At 73.4% G+C, this 15,354-nt stretch carries 18 protein-coding genes; 12 read left to right on the forward strand and 6 right to left on the reverse strand.

What is annotated here, in order from left to right:
* Positions 1-475: 475 nt before the first annotated feature.
* Positions 476-904: a hypothetical protein gene (locus H300_RS31560; RefSeq protein ID WP_158678385.1), complete on the forward strand. Its 429-nt coding sequence runs from the start codon at positions 476-478 to the stop codon at positions 902-904.
* Between the two features lie 178 nt (positions 905-1,082).
* Here the strand turns inward: H300_RS31560 and H300_RS0117980 are convergent, their stop codons facing one another.
* Both H300_RS0117980 and H300_RS27610 read right to left on the reverse strand, forming a co-directional pair.
* Positions 1,083-1,964 (reverse strand): undecaprenyl-diphosphate phosphatase, encoded by an 882-nt coding sequence (locus H300_RS0117980; RefSeq protein ID WP_028428538.1) that lies wholly within the window; start codon positions 1,962-1,964, stop codon positions 1,083-1,085.
* An 86-nt stretch (positions 1,965-2,050) separates the two neighbouring features.
* Entirely contained in the window at positions 2,051-2,749 is a 699-nt protein-coding gene (locus tag H300_RS27610) for a VTT domain-containing protein (RefSeq protein ID WP_051270171.1), read from the reverse strand.
* A gap of 126 nt (positions 2,750-2,875) precedes the next feature.
* On the opposite strand from H300_RS27610, the gene H300_RS0117990 reads away from it, so the two are divergent.
* Positions 2,876-3,724, forward strand: coding sequence for a fused MFS/spermidine synthase (locus H300_RS0117990; protein ID WP_028428539.1), 849 nt, complete (start codon positions 2,876-2,878; stop codon positions 3,722-3,724).
* Here H300_RS0117990 and H300_RS0117995 read toward each other — a convergent pair.
* Both H300_RS0117995 and H300_RS0118000 read right to left on the reverse strand, forming a co-directional pair.
* Complete coding sequence (locus tag H300_RS0117995; protein ID WP_028428540.1) at positions 3,664-5,040, reverse strand: MFS transporter; 1,377 nt, start codon at positions 5,038-5,040, stop codon at positions 3,664-3,666. The two genes, H300_RS0117990 and H300_RS0117995, sit on opposite strands and share 61 nt — an antisense overlap.
* Before the next feature lie 4 nt (positions 5,041-5,044).
* Positions 5,045-6,058, reverse strand: coding sequence for a DUF8017 domain-containing protein (locus tag H300_RS0118000; RefSeq protein ID WP_028428541.1), 1,014 nt, complete (start codon positions 6,056-6,058; stop codon positions 5,045-5,047).
* 127 nt (positions 6,059-6,185) lie between these two features.
* On the opposite strand from H300_RS0118000, the gene H300_RS0118005 reads away from it, so the two are divergent.
* The 4 genes from H300_RS0118005 (at position 6,186) to H300_RS27615 (ending at position 9,032) form a co-directional block, all read left to right on the forward strand.
* Positions 6,186-6,638 carry a DUF4442 domain-containing protein gene (locus tag H300_RS0118005; protein WP_028428542.1) on the forward strand — a complete coding sequence of 151 codons (453 nt, stop codon included), beginning with the start codon at positions 6,186-6,188 and terminating at the stop codon, positions 6,636-6,638.
* Positions 6,639-6,785: 147 nt separating this feature from the next.
* A complete protein-coding gene (locus H300_RS0118010) occupies positions 6,786-7,454 on the forward strand; it encodes a DedA family protein (protein WP_028428543.1) in 669 nt (222 codons plus the stop codon).
* A 111-nt stretch (positions 7,455-7,565) separates the two neighbouring features.
* On the forward strand, positions 7,566-8,096 hold the full coding sequence (locus H300_RS0118015; RefSeq protein ID WP_028428544.1) for a gamma carbonic anhydrase family protein: 531 nt from the start codon (positions 7,566-7,568) through the stop codon (positions 8,094-8,096).
* Between the two features lie 165 nt (positions 8,097-8,261).
* Positions 8,262-9,032 (forward strand): acyltransferase, encoded by a 771-nt coding sequence (locus tag H300_RS27615; protein ID WP_078516116.1) that lies wholly within the window; start codon positions 8,262-8,264, stop codon positions 9,030-9,032.
* A gap of 171 nt (positions 9,033-9,203) precedes the next feature.
* On the opposite strand, the gene H300_RS0118030 is transcribed toward H300_RS27615, so the two are convergent.
* The gene (locus tag H300_RS0118030; RefSeq protein WP_028428545.1) at positions 9,204-10,067 is read right to left on the reverse strand and encodes a DMT family transporter; all 864 of its coding nucleotides are present in this window, start codon (positions 10,065-10,067) and stop codon (positions 9,204-9,206) included.
* A gap of 102 nt (positions 10,068-10,169) precedes the next feature.
* Between H300_RS0118030 and H300_RS0118035 the strand changes: the two genes are divergently transcribed.
* Positions 10,170-10,742 carry a helix-turn-helix domain-containing protein gene (locus H300_RS0118035; RefSeq protein WP_028428546.1) on the forward strand — a complete coding sequence of 191 codons (573 nt, stop codon included), beginning with the start codon at positions 10,170-10,172 and terminating at the stop codon, positions 10,740-10,742.
* A 42-nt stretch (positions 10,743-10,784) separates the two neighbouring features.
* Here the strand turns inward: H300_RS0118035 and H300_RS0118040 are convergent, their stop codons facing one another.
* Positions 10,785-11,210: a CoA-binding protein gene (locus H300_RS0118040; protein WP_028428547.1), complete on the reverse strand. Its 426-nt coding sequence runs from the start codon at positions 11,208-11,210 to the stop codon at positions 10,785-10,787.
* A gap of 59 nt (positions 11,211-11,269) precedes the next feature.
* Between H300_RS0118040 and H300_RS0118045 the strand changes: the two genes are divergently transcribed.
* The 5 genes from H300_RS0118045 (at position 11,270) to H300_RS0118065 (ending at position 15,317) form a co-directional block, all read left to right on the forward strand.
* Positions 11,270-11,899 carry a YigZ family protein gene (locus H300_RS0118045; protein WP_028428548.1) on the forward strand — a complete coding sequence of 210 codons (630 nt, stop codon included), beginning with the start codon at positions 11,270-11,272 and terminating at the stop codon, positions 11,897-11,899.
* A 103-nt stretch (positions 11,900-12,002) separates the two neighbouring features.
* Complete coding sequence (locus H300_RS0118050) at positions 12,003-12,263, forward strand: GlsB/YeaQ/YmgE family stress response membrane protein (protein WP_028428549.1); 261 nt, start codon at positions 12,003-12,005, stop codon at positions 12,261-12,263.
* Between the two features lie 270 nt (positions 12,264-12,533).
* Positions 12,534-13,286 carry a sulfite exporter TauE/SafE family protein gene (locus H300_RS0118055; RefSeq protein ID WP_028428550.1) on the forward strand — a complete coding sequence of 251 codons (753 nt, stop codon included), beginning with the start codon at positions 12,534-12,536 and terminating at the stop codon, positions 13,284-13,286.
* Positions 13,287-13,608: 322 nt separating this feature from the next.
* Complete coding sequence (locus tag H300_RS0118060; RefSeq protein ID WP_028428551.1) at positions 13,609-14,697, forward strand: S-(hydroxymethyl)mycothiol dehydrogenase; 1,089 nt, start codon at positions 13,609-13,611, stop codon at positions 14,695-14,697.
* Positions 14,694-15,317, forward strand: coding sequence for an MBL fold metallo-hydrolase (locus H300_RS0118065; RefSeq protein ID WP_028428552.1), 624 nt, complete (start codon positions 14,694-14,696; stop codon positions 15,315-15,317). Before H300_RS0118060 ends, H300_RS0118065 begins: the two co-directional genes overlap by 4 nt.
* The last annotated feature ends 37 nt before the right edge of the window (positions 15,318-15,354 follow it).

A 15,354-nucleotide genomic window follows, 5' to 3' on the forward strand; every position in this document is an offset into this window, starting at 1 on the left:
CCTACCGGAACCTCGCCATCGGCGCCTTCCGCCTGGCCGGCGTCCGCAACATCGCCTCGGGCCTCCGCCGCACCGCCCGCGACCAGACCCGCCCCCTCACCCTGCTCGGCCTCAACTGATCAAAAGGGACGACATCGAACTACGCCGAAGCCCTGGTGCAGGATCGGCCAGGTCTCAGCGCAGACGATGTCCTTGTCGTCCAGGCAGATCCCGGTGTGCCGGCCCTCGGGCCACCCTCGGGTGTGGCTCGGCCCAGGCGTTGTGCGCGGTCGCGCGGAACGGTGCAGATCTCATGGGCCGAACGGCGGGCGAGGAGCGTCCGTGAGTCGGTCAGGTGGAGGGGCCTTTCGAGGACGGGCGGCGTGCGGCGGAGCCGGTGCGCGTACTCAGATCAGTCAGGAGCTGGGCGAGGTCGCGGAGGCCCTTCACGGCGCGCTCGGCGCCAACTCGCGGAAGGGTGCCTCACACGTGACGTGTGCCGAAGGAGTTCGCGGACGTCATCGTGACGGGCATGGTCGCCCTCGACACCGTGAGCGGGGACGGCGCGGCGGTGGTGGAGCACCAGCTCCAGGGCCGCGCGCCGGATGAGATCACCGGCGGCTGGGGACATCCGGCTCCTCCAGGTCCTCGCGATCAACGGGGACATGGGGGAACTCGCCATCGCGGTGTACGGGGCACGGGTCCGCACGGTGAGGCAGTCGAGGTGACGCACGCGTGGGAGGACATGGAAGCGCGCCTCGGTCGGCTCACCCTCACGGCCGCGGCCGCGCTGGACGACCTCACCGGCGATGCCTGGGACACGGTGGACGAGCGGCTGCGTTTCCTCGTGGCGAGGGTCGCGGCCTGGGCCGGACATGAACCTCAGCTGACCCGCTCTACCCTTTGCATGGAAGGGCCCGCATAGCAAGCCGTGCGGGCCCTTCCATGTCATCCCTTGCTTTGCGGACGCACACGTCCTAGTGGGGCGTATCCCACCTCTCCGGGGGGGGAGATGAGTGGGAGACAAATGGGAGATGATCATGGCGTGGTGCTGCAATCAGGCGCTAGAAAATGCTAGATAGCGCTACCTGTGCGGCCCTGGTTCAGCCGCCGGATTCGCCCGCGTGTGGGCTCAGCACACCGGCCCCGACCAGCACGAACAGCAGGATGCCCAGCACGATCCGGTACCAGACGAACGGCATGAAACTCTTGCTGGAGATAAACCTCATGAACCAGGCGATGACCGCGTAGCCGACCAGCCCGCCGACCACGGTCGCCAGGATGGTCGGGCCCCAGGACACGTGCCCGGCCGCTTCGCCGCCGATCTCCTTCAACTCGTACATGCCGGAACCGAGCACTGCCGGGATGGCCAGCAGGAACGAGTAGCGCGCCGCTGCCGCCCGGTCGTACCCGAGGAAGAGACCACCGGTCATGGTCACGCCGGAACGGGACATGCCGGGAATGAGCGCGAGGGCCTGCCAGAGCCCGTAGAAGATGCCGTCGCGAACGGTGAGCTGCTCCAAGCCCTTGCGCGGCGCGGCGGCACGGTGCCGCCCGCCCTTCTCGGCGCGGGTGGTCATCCGGTCGGCGATGCCGAGCGCGATGCCGAGCGCGATGAAGCTGAAGGCGATCAGCCGCAGGTCCCGGAACGGCCCCTCGATCTGGTCCTTGAGGGTCACGCCCAGCACCCCGATGGGGAGGGTACCCACGATGACCAGCCAGCCGATGCGGGCGTCCAGTTCCCGCCGGGCCTCCCGGCTGAAGAGGGACCGGCACCAGGCGCCGACGATCCGCACGATGTCCTTGCGGAAGTAGATCAGGATGGCGATCTCGGTGCCGATCTGGGAGACCGCGGTGAACGCCGCACCGGGGTCCTCCCAGCCGGCCACCACGGTGACGAGCCGGATGTGGGCGCTGGAGGAGATCGGCAGGAACTCGGTCAGCCCCTGGACGAGCCCGAGGATGATGGATTCGAACCAAGACATGGCGGGGTGTGCTCGTCCTTGTGATCGTCGGTCAAGTTGGATCAGATGCTATGGCCCGTCAGGAGCGGGCCGGTGGGCGGGTGCGGTCAACCGGCCGCCGGCCCGGGCAGCCGGCGCCGCCGGCACCAGGCCGCGACGGCCCCGGGGATCGCGATGAAGCCGAACGCGACGAGGAACGCGGGAGACCCCGGCTCGTCCGCCCGGCTGCCGGCCACCACGTACGCGGCCGTGTTCGGCACGCTGCCCAGCGCGGTGGCGGCGAGGAAGGCCGCCCAGCGCATCCGGGACACGGCGGCGCCGTAGTTGGAGGCGGCGAAGGGCACTCCCGGCAGCAGCCGCAGTACGAGCATCGTGCGGAAACCGTGCCGGCTGAGCTGGCGGTCGCCGGCGGTGAGCACCCGGCCGCGCAGCAGCGGGCGGAGCGCGTCCCGTCCCAGGAACCGGCCGAGGCCGAAGGCGATGCCGGCGCCGAGCACCGTACCGGCGAGCGCCGCCGCGACGCCGGCCTGCGCGCCGAACAGCACCCCCGCGCCCAGGTTCAGCACCGGCCTGGGGACGAAGGCCGTCGTGCCCAGGCCGTAGGCGGCGGTGAAGACGGCCACCGCCGTACCGCCGGTCAGCGCCGTCGGCCACGGCTCGGTCAGCAGCCGCTGCGGCTGCTGGGCCAGCGCGGTCGCCACCGCTGCGGACAGCAGCACCAGGAGGAGCACGAGGCGGGCCGAGGGCGAGCGCCACAGCGGAACGGCCGGGGCGCCGGTCGGCACCGGGGTGTCGGTGACGGGCACCGGGGGAGAGTATCCGACGAAGATGGCGCGCCGGATCCGGGCCGGTGCACTGCGGCCCGCCCGGGCCCGCCCGGCCCCTTGGACCGCGAGGTGCGCCGCGGCCCGGGGGCCCGCCACAATGGGCCGGTGAGCGAGCCGATACCCGTCGTCCGGGACGTCGACCACGGGACCGCCCGGCTGCTGCCGGACGTGGACCGCGCACGCGCCTGGCTGCTGACCGTGGACGGCGCCCCGCAGTCCTACGTCGACCTTGACGACCCCGCGCACCTGGAGTTCGAGTACCTGCGGCGCGTCGCCCACACGGTCGACGCCGCCGCGGGGCGTCCGGGGGAGGAGATCGAGGTGCTGCACCTGGGCGGTGGGGCGCTCACCCTGCCCCGCTACCTCGCCGCCACGCGCCCCGGCTCGCGGCAACTCGTGTGCGAGGCGGACGCGGGCCTCCTCGCGCTCGTCGACACGCACCTGCCGCTGGCGCCGGGAGACGGCGTGCGGGTGCGCGCGGCCGACGCCAGGGCGGCGCTGGCCGGGATCCCGGCCGGCTCCCAGGACGCGGTGGTGGCCGACGTCTTCTCGGGCTCGCGGATACCGGCGCACCTGACCACCGTGGAGTACGTCCGTGCCGCCGCCCGGGTGCTGCGCGAGGACGGGGTGTACGTCGCCAACCTGGCGGACGCGGCGCCGTTCGGCTTCCTGCGCGGTCAGCTCGCGACGGTTGCCGCGGTCCTGCCCGAGCTCGCGCTGCTCGCCGAGCCGGCGGTGCTGCGCGGCCGCCGCTACGGCAACGCCGTCCTGGCCGCGTCCCGCACGCCGCTGCCGCTGGCCGAGCTGGCCCGCCGCGTGGCGGCCGACCCGTTCCCCGCCAGGGTGGTGTACGGGTCGCGGCTGGACCGGCTCGTTCGCGGTGCGGCGCCGGTTCAGGACGGTGCGGAGGCGCGGTCGCCGCTGCCGCCCGGCGGCTCCTTCACCGTCGGCTGAACGCGGCCGTCAGCGCCGACGGCTGTCGTCCGGTCCGCGAGGACCGCCGCCTCCGGCGCGGGGCGTCGGCGCATCCCGCGCACCTGCGGCACGCAGAGCACCGCGGCGGTCAGCACGAGGATGAGGGCGGAGCAGGCCCACAGCGCGGGGGACCGGCCGAAGGCCGCCTCGGCGGGCCCGGCCAGCGCCGTCGCGACCGGGACGAGTGCGAGGGAGCCGAGCCAGTCGTAGGAGGAGACCCGGGAGAACTTCTCCTCCGGGATCTCCTGGTGCAGGGTCATCATCCAGGTGACGGCGAACACCTCGATGCTGATGCCGCTGACGAACATCACCGCGACCAGCGTCACCGCGCCCACCGGGACGGCGAGGGCGGCGGAGGGCAGGGCGAGCGGGAAGACGCACAGCGCCCCGACCAGCAGCATCCGGTCCGGTCTCCAGCGCGTCATGACCAGGGCGCCCACCACCGTGCCCGCTCCGAAGGCGGCCAGGGCGAGCCCCCAGGGCCGTGCGCCGCCGAGGTGCTCCTCGGCCACCTGCGGTCCGTACACCGCCTCCGCGGCGGCCACCATCCCGTTCACGACGGCGCACTGCAGGACCACCGCCCACAGCCAGGGCCGCCCGGAGACCTCGCTCCAGCCGTCCCGCAGATCCCTCAGCAGCCCGCCCCCGGGCGCCCGGGCTGGGGCCCCGCTGACGTCGAGGAAGGCGCGCAGGGCCCCGGCGAGGGCGAACGCGGCGGCGTCCACGGCCAGTACCCACCCGGGTCCGACCGCGGCGACCATCGCCCCGCCCAGTGCGGCCCCGCCGATCGCGGAGCCGTTCATGCCCATCCGGAAGACGGCGAAGGCGCGGCCGGCCTGCTCACCGGTCACGGTGGCCAGCACCATTCCCTCGGCGGCCGGGGAGAAGAACGCCTGACCGGTGCCGCCGAGTGCGGCCAGCAGCGCCATCTGCCAGAGCTGGGCGTGGCCGGTGAGCACCAGCGTGGCGAAGGCGGCCTGCGAGACGCAGTTGAGCGCGTTGGCGGCGACCATCACCCGGTGCCGCGGGAAGCGGTCCGCGACCGCCCCGCCGACGAGCACGAACACCACGAGCGGCACCGTGCGGGCGGCTGCCACCAGCCCGACGTCGGTGCCGCTGCCGCCCGCCTGTAGGACGGCGAAGGCCGCGGCGATCAATGCGCCGGAACTGCCCAGGCCGGTGATGACCGCCGCCGCGGTCAGCAGCGTGTAGTTGCGCCCCGCCCACTGTGGGCGGCGCCACCGCCCGGCCCGGGAGGCGGGCGCTCCGGGCCCGCACCCGGGGACGGCCGGCACGTCCTCAGTCCGACTCGTTGTAGGGGCGCAGGCTCTCGGTCATCTTCTCGATGGTCGCCTCCGGGACCTCGTCGTCCACGCCCGCGTCGGTGATCAGCACCCACAGGCGCAGGTCGCGCGAGCTGTCCAGCCAGGAGATCGCGACGGCCTTGCCGTCGGCGTCGCACTTCTCCGAGGTGTCGACGCCGGTCATCGTCGCGGTGGCGATGTGGCCCTTGATGCCGTGGCTGTTCGAGAACGTCTCGGAGCCGGTGTCGTCGAGCTTGTCCTTCTCCTCGCCGTGCCGGTAGAAGACGAAGCTCCGGGCCGCGTTCAGCGCGGCCTCCTTCGTGTTCCGCGACCCCTGCGCGCCCTTCGTTCCCACGACGGCGCGGCTGGAGGTGTCCGAGCAGTAGCCGTCCATGAAGTAGGCCGGAGCGCTCATGGCGACCTGCGGCGTCGCGAACATCGCGTCCTCGTCCTCCTTCTCGCCCCAGCCGACGATGGTGCCGGGCGACTCCGCCTTCCAGCCCTCGGGCACGTCGAAGGCGCTGTGGTGCTTGGGGTTGACCACGACCTCCCACCCGTCGACGACCGGGTCGGGCTTCGGCTCGTCCGAGGAGCCGCGGGGGCTGTCGGGGTTCGGCGCGCGTCCGTTCTCCTCGTCGTCCGCTCCCTGCTCCTCTTCCTCGGAGCCGCCCGGAGCGCCGGCGGAGGCGGACGGGCCGTCGGCGCTGTCGCCGCCGTCCTCGCGCAGCAGGAAGAAGCCGGTGGCCGCGGTGGCGGCGATCACGGCGAGCGAGGCCACGACGGCGATCACCGCGTTGCGCTTCGAACCGCCCCCGCCGGGCCCGTCCGGCTTGCCGCCGAGAGGCCCGGGAGGGCCCCACTGCCCGGGCGGCTGGTAGGGATTGGGCTGCTGATGCCCCTGGTGCCCCGGCTGCTGGTACGGGTTCGGCTGCTGGTACCCCGGCTGCTGATACGGGTTGGGTTGCTGCTGGTTCTGCTCGCCCCCGGGCGGCTGCTGTCCTGGCCACATGACCTGAACTCTAGGCACGCCCTGTTGACGGTGTCATGACGGCCCCGGGTTCGCCGCTCGGCCGTTCACCGTCCCTTCACCGCCGCACCCCTCCACCGTCTGACCTACTCGCTGGTAATGTCGTGCCATGTCCAGCAACCAGCCGTCGATCGGCGCAATGATGGCGGCCACCGTGCCGATGGCCCGCACCCTGAACCTGGAGTTCGTCGAGGCCGCTCCCGAGCGCGCGGTGGTACGCCTCCCGGACCAGCCCGACTTCCACAACCACGTGGGGGGCCCGCACGCCGGAGCCATGTTCACCCTGGGGGAGTCGGCCAGCGGCGCCGTCGTGCTCGCCGCCTTCGGAGAGCAGCTCTCCCGCGCGGTCCCGCTGGCGGTGCGTGCGGAGATCGGGTACCGCAAGCTCGCCAGGGGACCCGTGACCGCCACGGCCGAGCTGGGCCGCCCGGCCGCCGGGGTCGTGGCCGAACTCGACGCGGGGGAGCGCCCCGAGTTCCCGGTGCGGGTGGCGCTCAGCCGGGAGGACGGCGCCGTCACGGGCGAGCTGACCATTGTCTGGACCCTCCGCCCGAAGGACTGACGGGGTCCGAAGGCGCTGGTCCCGCCACCCTCCCGCCCTCCGCGGCCGTGCGGCCGGGCCCGCACGATCGGATACGCTTCACGGGGTGTGCACCCGATGCGCGGGCGCGTGCGGGGACCGGCCACACCACACCGGGAGGGTACGGCGTTGGACATCCAGGGCTGGCTCGCGACGATTCCGCCGCTTGCCATCTACTCGCTGCTCACTGCGGTGATCCTGATCGAGATGCTCGGGGTCCCGCTGCCCGGGGAGATCATTCTCGTCAGTGCGGCGCTGCTCTCCTCCCAGGGCTACGTCGACCCGGTCCTGGTCGCCGTCTGCGCGACGGTTGGCGCCTGCGTCGGCGACACCCTCGGCTACCTGATCGGACGCAGAGGTGGGCGGCCGCTGTTCGGCTGGCTCGGCCGCAAGTTCCCCAAGCACTTCTCGCCGGAGAACGTGGCCATGGCGGAACGCTCCTTCGAGCGGTGGGGCGCCTGGGCCGTCTTCTTCGGCCGCTTCGTCGCCCTGCTGCGCATCTTCGCGGGACCGCTCGCCGGCGTGCTGCGGATGCCGTACTGGAAGTTCGCGCTCGCCGACATCCCGGGCGGCATCCTCTGGGCGAGCGGCACCACCGCCGTCGTCTACTACGCGGGCGTCGTCGCCGAGGAGTGGCTCAAGCGGTTCTCCTGGCTGGGACTGGTGATCGCGGTGCTCGCGGGCGTCGGCTCCTTCCTCTTCATCAAGCGCCGTGCCCGCAGGACCGTCGGTTCCCGGAGTGGTTCGGAATCCGAGGCGGCCGACTCCGCCCGTGAGCCGGTGCCCGCCGGCGACTGACCCGCTGCCCGGACCGGCGCCTCCCCGGGCACCCGCGGCCCCGGTCCACGCGGCGCCCGTCGCCGCTCCGTTCGGGCACTGAGCAGCGGGCGCGCACCTCAGGAGGAACCCATGGCATCCCAGCCGCTGATCGCCGCCGTGGCCGGCCAGGCGCCCCGCGTCGACGCGGAGGCCTACGTCGCCCCCACTGCCGTCGTCCTCGGCGAGGTCGCCCTGGAGCCCGGGGCGAGTATCTGGTACCAATGCGTGCTGCGGGCCGACGGCGGCCCGATCCTGATCGGTGCCGGCAGCAACATCCAGGACAACTGCACGGTCCACGTGGACCCCGGCTTCCCGGTCGAGGTGGGGGAGCGGGTCTCGGTCGGCCACAACGCCGTCCTGCACGGCTGCACGGTGGAGGACGACGTACTCGTCGGCATGGGCGCCACCGTGCTCAACGGGGCCCGGGTGGGCGCGGGCTCGCTCGTCGCCGCCCAGGCCCTGGTGCCGCAGGGCATGCAGGTGCCGCCCGGCACTCTGGTCGCCGGAGTGCCCGCGCGGGTCAGACGCGAGCTGACCGAGGAGGAGCGCGCGCACATCGGGCTGAACGCCGCGCACTACACGGAACTCGCCGCGCTCCACCGGGAGGCGCACCGGCCGTGACCCGGCGCGCCCGGGTCCGGAGCGGCCCCCCCCGGGTGGGGTGGAGATCACAGTGCCCCTCCTGCGCGGCGGTGTGCGGGTCCGGTCTACCGTGACGGGGTGCGATCCTGCCGCGAGTTCACGTCCTCGCTCCTTTCCCGGGGAGTGCACCGGTTCTGGCGCGGCATGCAGCGGGCCGGTGCGGTCACGGCCGAGCACCCCGGTCCCCACCGCTTCCGCCGGATCGGCCCCGGCACCCGGCTCGCGTTCCCGCAGGGCACCCTGTTCGGCACGGAAGCGATCGAGATCGGAGCGCACTGCGTCATCGGGGCGGAGGTCACCCTCACCGCGGGGATGATGCCCGACCAGGACCTCGGACCCGACACGGCCCTCCGGCTCGGCGACGGTGTGGTGCTCGGTCGCGGCAGCCACGTCATCGCCGACACCTCGGTGGTCATCGGCGACGACGTCTTCTTCGGCCCCTACTGCTACGTGACCTCCACCAACCACTCGTACGACGACCCGGACCAGCCGATCGGCCGCCAGTGGCCCCGGACCGCTCCGGTGCGGATCGGCTCAGGCAGCTGGCTCGGCCACGGGGCGGTCGTGCTGCCCGGCACCAGCCTGGGCCGCAACACGGTGGTGGCGGCGGGTGCGGTGGTCCGCGGCGAGGTGCCCGACCACGCGGTCGTCGCCGGGGCACCGGCCAGAGTGGTGCGGCGGTGGGACTCGGAAATGGGCTGGCAGCCACCCATGCGTACCCCCGCCCCGGCGCCGCCGCCCCGGGGCGTCACCCGGGAGCAACTGCTCGCCCTCGCCGGGTCCGGGGAAGGCTCCGAGGAGGCGTCGGCGGGCCGCTCCGGTGCGCTGCCGGAGGTGCGCGCGGACGGAGCGGGCGCGGGGCCGTCGGGCGAGGGCCCGTGCGGGTCCGGCGTGGAGAGCGGGAGACCGCGGTGACTCCCCGCACCCCGCGGAGGCTGTACTTCGTCCTCGCCGTGCTGCACGCCCTCGCCCTGGCCGCCCTCGCCGCACGCCACCTTCTCTGAACGACCCGCGCCCGGTTCCGGGCGGCCGGCGCCGGAGCCCCGCTCGCGATCGCCCTCTGCCCCGTCGCTGGCACCCGCCAGGTCAGCCGGTGGCCAGCAGGACGGTCCCCATCAGCGCCAGGCCCGCCCCCGCCGTCTGCACGGTCCGCATCCGCTCACGCAGCATGCCGCGCGCCGCGAGAGCGGTGACCACCGGGTAGAGCGATGCCAGGACCGCGGCGACCGTGACCGGGCCGTACTGCGCGGCCAGCACATAGGTGCCGTTGGCCGCGACGTCCGCCAGCCCCACCAGCGCGAGAGCCGGCAGGGCGGGCCGCAGGCCCCGCAGGCCGCCTTCCGGCATCTGCCAGGCACCGCGACCGGCTTGGACGAGCAGGGCCGTGCCGCCGACCGCCACGTTCAGCACCCGCTGGACGAGGAGGGCCAGGAACAGGCCGGGCACGGTGTGCGAGGCGTGCTCGATCAGCGCCATGACGGAGCCGAAGCCCAGCGCGGCGACCAGCGTGAGGAGCAGCGTCTGCCGTGCCACGGGGGCGCCGAGGCGGGGTCCGCAGGCCAGACCGACACCGACCAGCGCCACGACGACACCGACGCCCTGCAACCAACCGGGCCGTTCGCCCAGGATTAGCGCGACCCCGATCGGCACCGCCACGCCGCCCAGCGCGCCGAGCGGCGAGACGACCCCCATCGGGCCCAGCGCCAGCGCGCGGTAGAAGGCGAGCATGCCCAGCGGGCCGACCACCCCGGCGGCCGCGGCATACCAGAGGTGAGGGCCGACGTGGGTCCAGCCGCCGGTGGCGACCACGACGGCCGCCAGCGCCGCGGCGGCCAGGACCTGGGAGACGACGACCACCGTCAGTGCGGACGTCCGCCGGGTCAGGAGTCCGCCGCCGAAGTCGGCGAGCCCCCACATCAGGCTGGTGAGCAGAGCCAGCACGGCCGTCATCGCTTGCCTCGCAGTACAGTGTGGTGAACGGTTCGGTCCACTGCACCGTAGTACAGTGGAGTGAACCTTGCAATCGAGTGTAGTGGACTACGAAGGGCGATCGTGACCGACCTCGACCACCTCACGCACGCGCTGGCCCGCAATCTCAAGCGGTTGCGCACCGAACGCGGATTCACCCTGGACGCACTCGCCGCCCGTGCGGGCGTCAGCCGGGGCATGGTGATCCAGATCGAGCAGGCGCGCACCAACCCGAGCGTCGGCACCGTGGTGAAGGTTGCCGACGCGCTCGGTGTCAGCATCACCGGACTGCTCGACCACGACGCCCCTCCGGCCGTCCGGACGGTGTCCCCCGAGCAGGCAATCCGGCTCTGGTCGACCGGTGCGGGCAGCCACAGCATCCTGCTGGTCGGGGCGGAGGCCCCGGGGCCGCTGGAACTCTGGGCCTGGCGGCTCATGCCGGGGGAGGGCAGCCACTCCGACCCGCACCCGGCGGGCACCACCGAGCTGCTGCACATCACGGCCGGTGTGCTGACCCTGAGCGTGGACGGCACCGACCACTCTGTCCCGTCCGGGACCTCGGCGGCGTTCGGTTCGCACGTGCCGCACGGCTACCGCAACGACGGGGACGTCCCGGTGGAGATGACGCTCGCCGTCGCCGTGCCGGAACCCGGATGACCGGCGCCGCCCGCCGCCAGTACCCGGGCGCCCGGCGCCGGGTCAGCCGGTCCGGGGCCCGTTCTCCGGGCGCCCGAACTCGATGGCCGGGCAGCGGTTCATCACCATCTCCAGCCCGGCCGCGCGCGTCCGCTCCTGCGCCGCCCCGTCCACCACGCCCAGTTGGAACCAGACCGCCCCCGCGCCGATCGCGACGGCCTCGTCCGCCACACGGCCGGCCCCGGCCGAGTTCACGAAGACGTCCACCACGTCCACCGGGAACGGGATGTCGTGCAGTGAGACGTAACCCGTCTCGCCGTGCACCGTCTCGGCCTTCGGGTGGACGGGGACCACCCGCTTGCCGTGGCGCTGCAGCACGGCCGCCACTCCGTATGCGGGGCGTGCGGTGTTCGCCGAGAGCCCCACGACCGCCCAGGTGTCGCCCGTCGAGTGCAGGATCCGGCGTACTGCTTCGTCGTCCGTATGCATGTTCCGGTCAACCTTCGCCCAGCCGATGGCATTCCCCGCGCAGCCCATAGGCTGGCCCGATGCAGGAGCACTACGCGACCGTCGCGGCGGAGGGCGTCCACGAGACGGAGGTCAAACGGTCGCGGTTCCTCTGCGCGCTGGCCCCGGTGGCCACCGAGGACGAGGCCCGCACGTTCGTCGCCCGGGTCCGAGCGGCGCACCCGACCGCGGCGCACCACTGCTTCGCCTACGTGATCGGAGCCGAGGGAGGCATCCGCCGGGCCGACGACGACGGCGAGCCCGGCGGCACGGCCGGCCGGCCGATGCTCCAGATGCTGCTCCGCCGCGACATCCGCTTCACCGCGGCGGTGGTCACCCGGTACTTCGGCGGTACCAAGCTCGGAGCCGGCGGGCTGATCCGCGCCTACGGCGGGGCGGTGGGGGAGGCGCTGGACGTGCTCGGCACCGTCGTGCGCCGACAGGTCCGCCGGGTCACGATCACGGTCGAACCGCGTCGCGCGGGCAAACTGGAGAACGAGCTGCGGGCCCTCGGCCGGGATGTGCTGGAGGTCCGCTACGGCGGTGACCGGGTGACGCTGGCGGTCGGGGTGCCCGTGGCGGAGATGGAGCCGTTCGGCGCGTGGCTCGCCGCCGCCACGGCCGGTGCGGCGCTCCTGGAGGCGGACGAGGAGACCTACGGCGGTCCCTGACCGGCGCTCGGCTCCCGTCGCCCACCGGCCGAAGGTGTTTGGCGCACCGTCAAACGGAAACCCGTCTGCTGACAGACAATGTGATCACACTTGGAGTGCTGCGATGACCATTATCGGCTGGATCGTTCTCGGGCTGATCGCCGGAGCCATTGCCAAGGCGCTCATGCCCGGCAAGGACCCCGGGGGCTGCCTGATCACGATGCTGCTCGGCATCGTCGGTGCCCTCCTGGGCGGCTGGCTGAGCCGTGCGGTCTTCGGGATCGAGTCGGTGGACGGGTTCTTCCAGCTCTCGACGTGGATCGCCGCAGTGGTCGGTTCGGTGATCATTCTGCTCCTCTACCGCGTGGTGGCCGGCAGGCGCTGACTCTGTTCCGGCCGCCCCGTCCCTCCCGCCGACCGGCACCGTCCCCCGCGACGGCGCCGGTCGCTGCGGTGCGTGACCGGTGAGGGGGTGCTCCGCCGGAGGCCCCGGAGCCGCCCTGGGAGCGGCGTGCGACGATCCTGTTGCGGGGCCGGGCGTCCGGCCCCGCAACAGGATCGTGCCCGGGCGGCAGGCCCGCACCGCCCGACCCGGGCGGTGCGGGCCGGGTGGTGCGGGCCGGGCGGCCCCGGCGCGGAGAGAGGCGGCACGCACGTGGAGGCGCTCGAACTGGTGGCGATCGGGGCCGCCGGACTGATGGCCGGCGGGATCAACGCGGTGGTCGGCTCCGGAACCCTCATCACCTTCCCCGTCCTGCTGGCTTTCGGCTACCCGCCGGTCCTCGCCAACGTCTCGAACAACGTCGGTCTCGTCCCGGGGGTCCTGGGTGCCGTCTACGGCTACCGGCGTGAACTGGTGGGCCAGCGGGCCCGTCTGCTCCGGTTCGGAGCCGCCTCGCTGATCGGCGGGGCGCTGGGCGCCGTGCTGCTGCTGAACCTGCCGGCCGCGGCCTTCGACGCGGTGGTGCCCGTACTGATCCTCCTGGCCTGTGCGCTCGTCCTGGTGCAGCCGCGGCTGCACCGCAGGCTCCGGGAGCGCGGGGCGCGCCGCCGGGACGGCGGGCTGCCGCTGTGGTGCGGCGTGCTGGGCACGGGGGTCTACGGAGGTTACTTCGGTGCGGCGCAGGGGGTGCTGCTGATGGGCCTGTTCGGCAGCTTCCTCGACGACGACCTGCAGCGGCTGAACGCGGTGAAGAACGTGCTGGCGGCACTGGTCAACGGCGTGGCCGCGGCCGTCTTCATCGCGGTGGCCGAGGTGGACTGGGCGGTCGCCGGTGCCATCGCCTGCGGAGCGGTCGCGGGCGGGTTGCTGGGGGCTCGCGTCGGACGCAGGCTTCCGCCGAACGTCCTGCGCGCGGTCATCGTCGTGGTCGGCGGCACCGCAGCCGTGACCATGATCGCCCGCTGAGCGCCCTCCCGCGGACCTGCCGCCTGCTCCCTTCGCGTCCTCTTCCCGCAGGGGTGCCCTCCCCGCCCGGGCCACGTCTTCCAGGGTGATCGCCCGGGGCGGTGCGGGCTGCGAGGACATGCTGCTGCCATGCCGTCCGCGCCCCGGCCATCGCGCCCGCCGGGGCTGCTCGCCACCCGCCCGGGCGGGGTGACGCGGCGGGGGACCGTCCCGGTGGGGCCGGCGCGCGGTGCATGCTTGAACCTGGGACACGAGGACGAGATGATCCGGGCAGTCCGGCCGCCGCGTCGGCCGGACGAGCACCGCAGAGAGGAAGTTCCTGATGGCTCAGGACGTCCGTGGGGTCATCGCCCCCGGAAAGGACCAGCCGCTGAGGCTGGAGACCGTGGTGGTACCCGACCCGGGGCCCGGCGAGGCCGTGGTGAAGGTGCAGGCCTGCGGGGTCTGCCACACCGACCTGCACTACCAGCAGGGCGGCATCAACGACGACTTCCCGTTCCTGCTCGGCCACGAGGCGGCCGGTGTCGTGGAGGCCGTCGGAGACGGCGTGACGGACGTCGCCCCCGGGGACTTCGTGGTCCTCAACTGGCGCGCGGTGTGCGGGCAGTGCCGTGCCTGCCGCCGGGGCCGGCCCTGGTACTGCTTCGACACCCACAACGCCCGCCGTCCGATGACGCTCACCGACGGCACCGTACTCACCCCGGCTCTGGGTATCGGCGCCTTCGCGGAGAAGACGCTGGTCGCCGCGGGCCAGTGCACCAAGGTGGACTCGCAGGTGTCGCCCGCGGTGGCGGGCCTGCTGGGCTGCGGAGTGATGGCCGGCATCGGAGCGGCGCTCAACACGGGCGAGGTGGGCCGCGGTGACACGGTCGCCGTCATCGGCTGCGGCGGTGTCGGCGACGCCGCCGTCGCGGGTGCCCGGATCGCCGGCGCCTCCCGCATCATCGCGGTCGACGTCGAGGACCGGAAGCTCGCCCTGGCGACCGCACTCGGAGCCACCCACACCGTCAACTCCCGCGAGACGGACCCGGTCGAGGCGATCCGCGAGGCCACCGGAGGCTTCGGCGCCGACGTGGTGATCGACGCCGTGGGCCGTCCGGAGACCTACCGGCAGGCGTTCTACGCCCGCGACCTCGCCGGAACGGTGGTTCTCGTCGGGGTACCCACCCCGGAGATGACCCTCGAACTCCCGCTCCTCGACGTCTTCGGCCGCGGCGGGTCGCTGAAGTCCTCCTGGTACGGGGACTGCCTCCCGTCCCGCGACTTCCCCGTGCTCGTCGACCTCCACCTCCAGGGCCGACTCGACCTGTCCGCTTTCGTCAGCGAGACCGTCGCCCTGGACGACGTGGAGTCGGCCTTCGCGAAGATGCACACCGGTGAGGTCCTCCGCTCGGTGGTGATGATCCCGTGACCGCGCAGATCGACCGTCTCGTCACCTCGGGCTTCTTCACCCTCGACGGCGGAAGCTGGGAGGTGGACAACAACGTCTGGATCATCGGCGACGACGAGGAGGTGGTCGTCGTGGACGCCGCCCACGACGCGGCGGCCATCCGGGCAGCGGTGGGCGATCGCGCCCTGCGCGCCATCCTGTGCACCCACGCGCACAGCGACCACGTCGACGCGGCGCCCGAACTGGCCGAGCTCACCGGGGCGCCAGTCCTGCTCCACGCCGCTGACCTGCCACTGTGGGAGCTCACCCATCCGGACCGCACCCCGGAGGGCGAACTGGTCGACGGGCAGGTCGTCACGGTCGCCGGCACCGAACTGACGGTGCTGCACACACCGGGGCACGCACCCGGGGCGGTGTGCCTCTACTCCGAGGAGCTGGGCACACTCTTCTCGGGGGACACCCTGTTCCAGGGCGGTCCCGGTGCCACCGGCCGGTCGTTCTCCGACTACCCCACGATCGTGGGATCGATCAGGGAGCGGCTGCTCACCCTGCCCGCCGAGACGGTGGTCTGCACCGGCCACGGCGACAGCACCACCATCGGAGTGGAGGCCGCCGCCGCGCACGACTGGCCGCAGCCCTGATCCCGCGCCCCGCGTGTCCGGCGGGCGCCCGCCGGCA

It is taken from the genome of Streptomyces sp. TAA040, from assembly GCF_000424845.1.

Bases quoted from the DNA above. Each gene is read 5' to 3' on its own strand.
- H300_RS0117980 (WP_028428538.1), bottom strand. From the start codon at position 1,964: ATGTCTTGGTTCGAATCCATCATCCTCGGGCTCGTCCAGGGGCTGACC.
- H300_RS0118000 (WP_028428541.1), bottom strand. From the start codon at position 6,058: ATGTGGCCAGGACAGCAGCCGCCCGGGGGCGAGCAGAACCAGCAGCAA.
- H300_RS0118005 (WP_028428542.1), top strand. From the start codon at position 6,186: ATGTCCAGCAACCAGCCGTCGATCGGCGCAATGATGGCGGCCACCGTG.
- H300_RS0118015 (WP_028428544.1), top strand. From the start codon at position 7,566: ATGGCATCCCAGCCGCTGATCGCCGCCGTGGCCGGCCAGGCGCCCCGC.
- H300_RS27615 (WP_078516116.1), top strand. From the start codon at position 8,262: ATGCAGCGGGCCGGTGCGGTCACGGCCGAGCACCCCGGTCCCCACCGC.
- H300_RS0118030 (WP_028428545.1), bottom strand. From the start codon at position 10,067: ATGACGGCCGTGCTGGCTCTGCTCACCAGCCTGATGTGGGGGCTCGCC.
- H300_RS0118040 (WP_028428547.1), bottom strand. From the start codon at position 11,210: ATGCATACGGACGACGAAGCAGTACGCCGGATCCTGCACTCGACGGGC.
- H300_RS0118045 (WP_028428548.1), top strand. From the start codon at position 11,270: ATGCAGGAGCACTACGCGACCGTCGCGGCGGAGGGCGTCCACGAGACG.
- H300_RS0118050 (WP_028428549.1), top strand. From the start codon at position 12,003: ATGACCATTATCGGCTGGATCGTTCTCGGGCTGATCGCCGGAGCCATT.
- H300_RS0118060 (WP_028428551.1), top strand. From the start codon at position 13,609: ATGGCTCAGGACGTCCGTGGGGTCATCGCCCCCGGAAAGGACCAGCCG.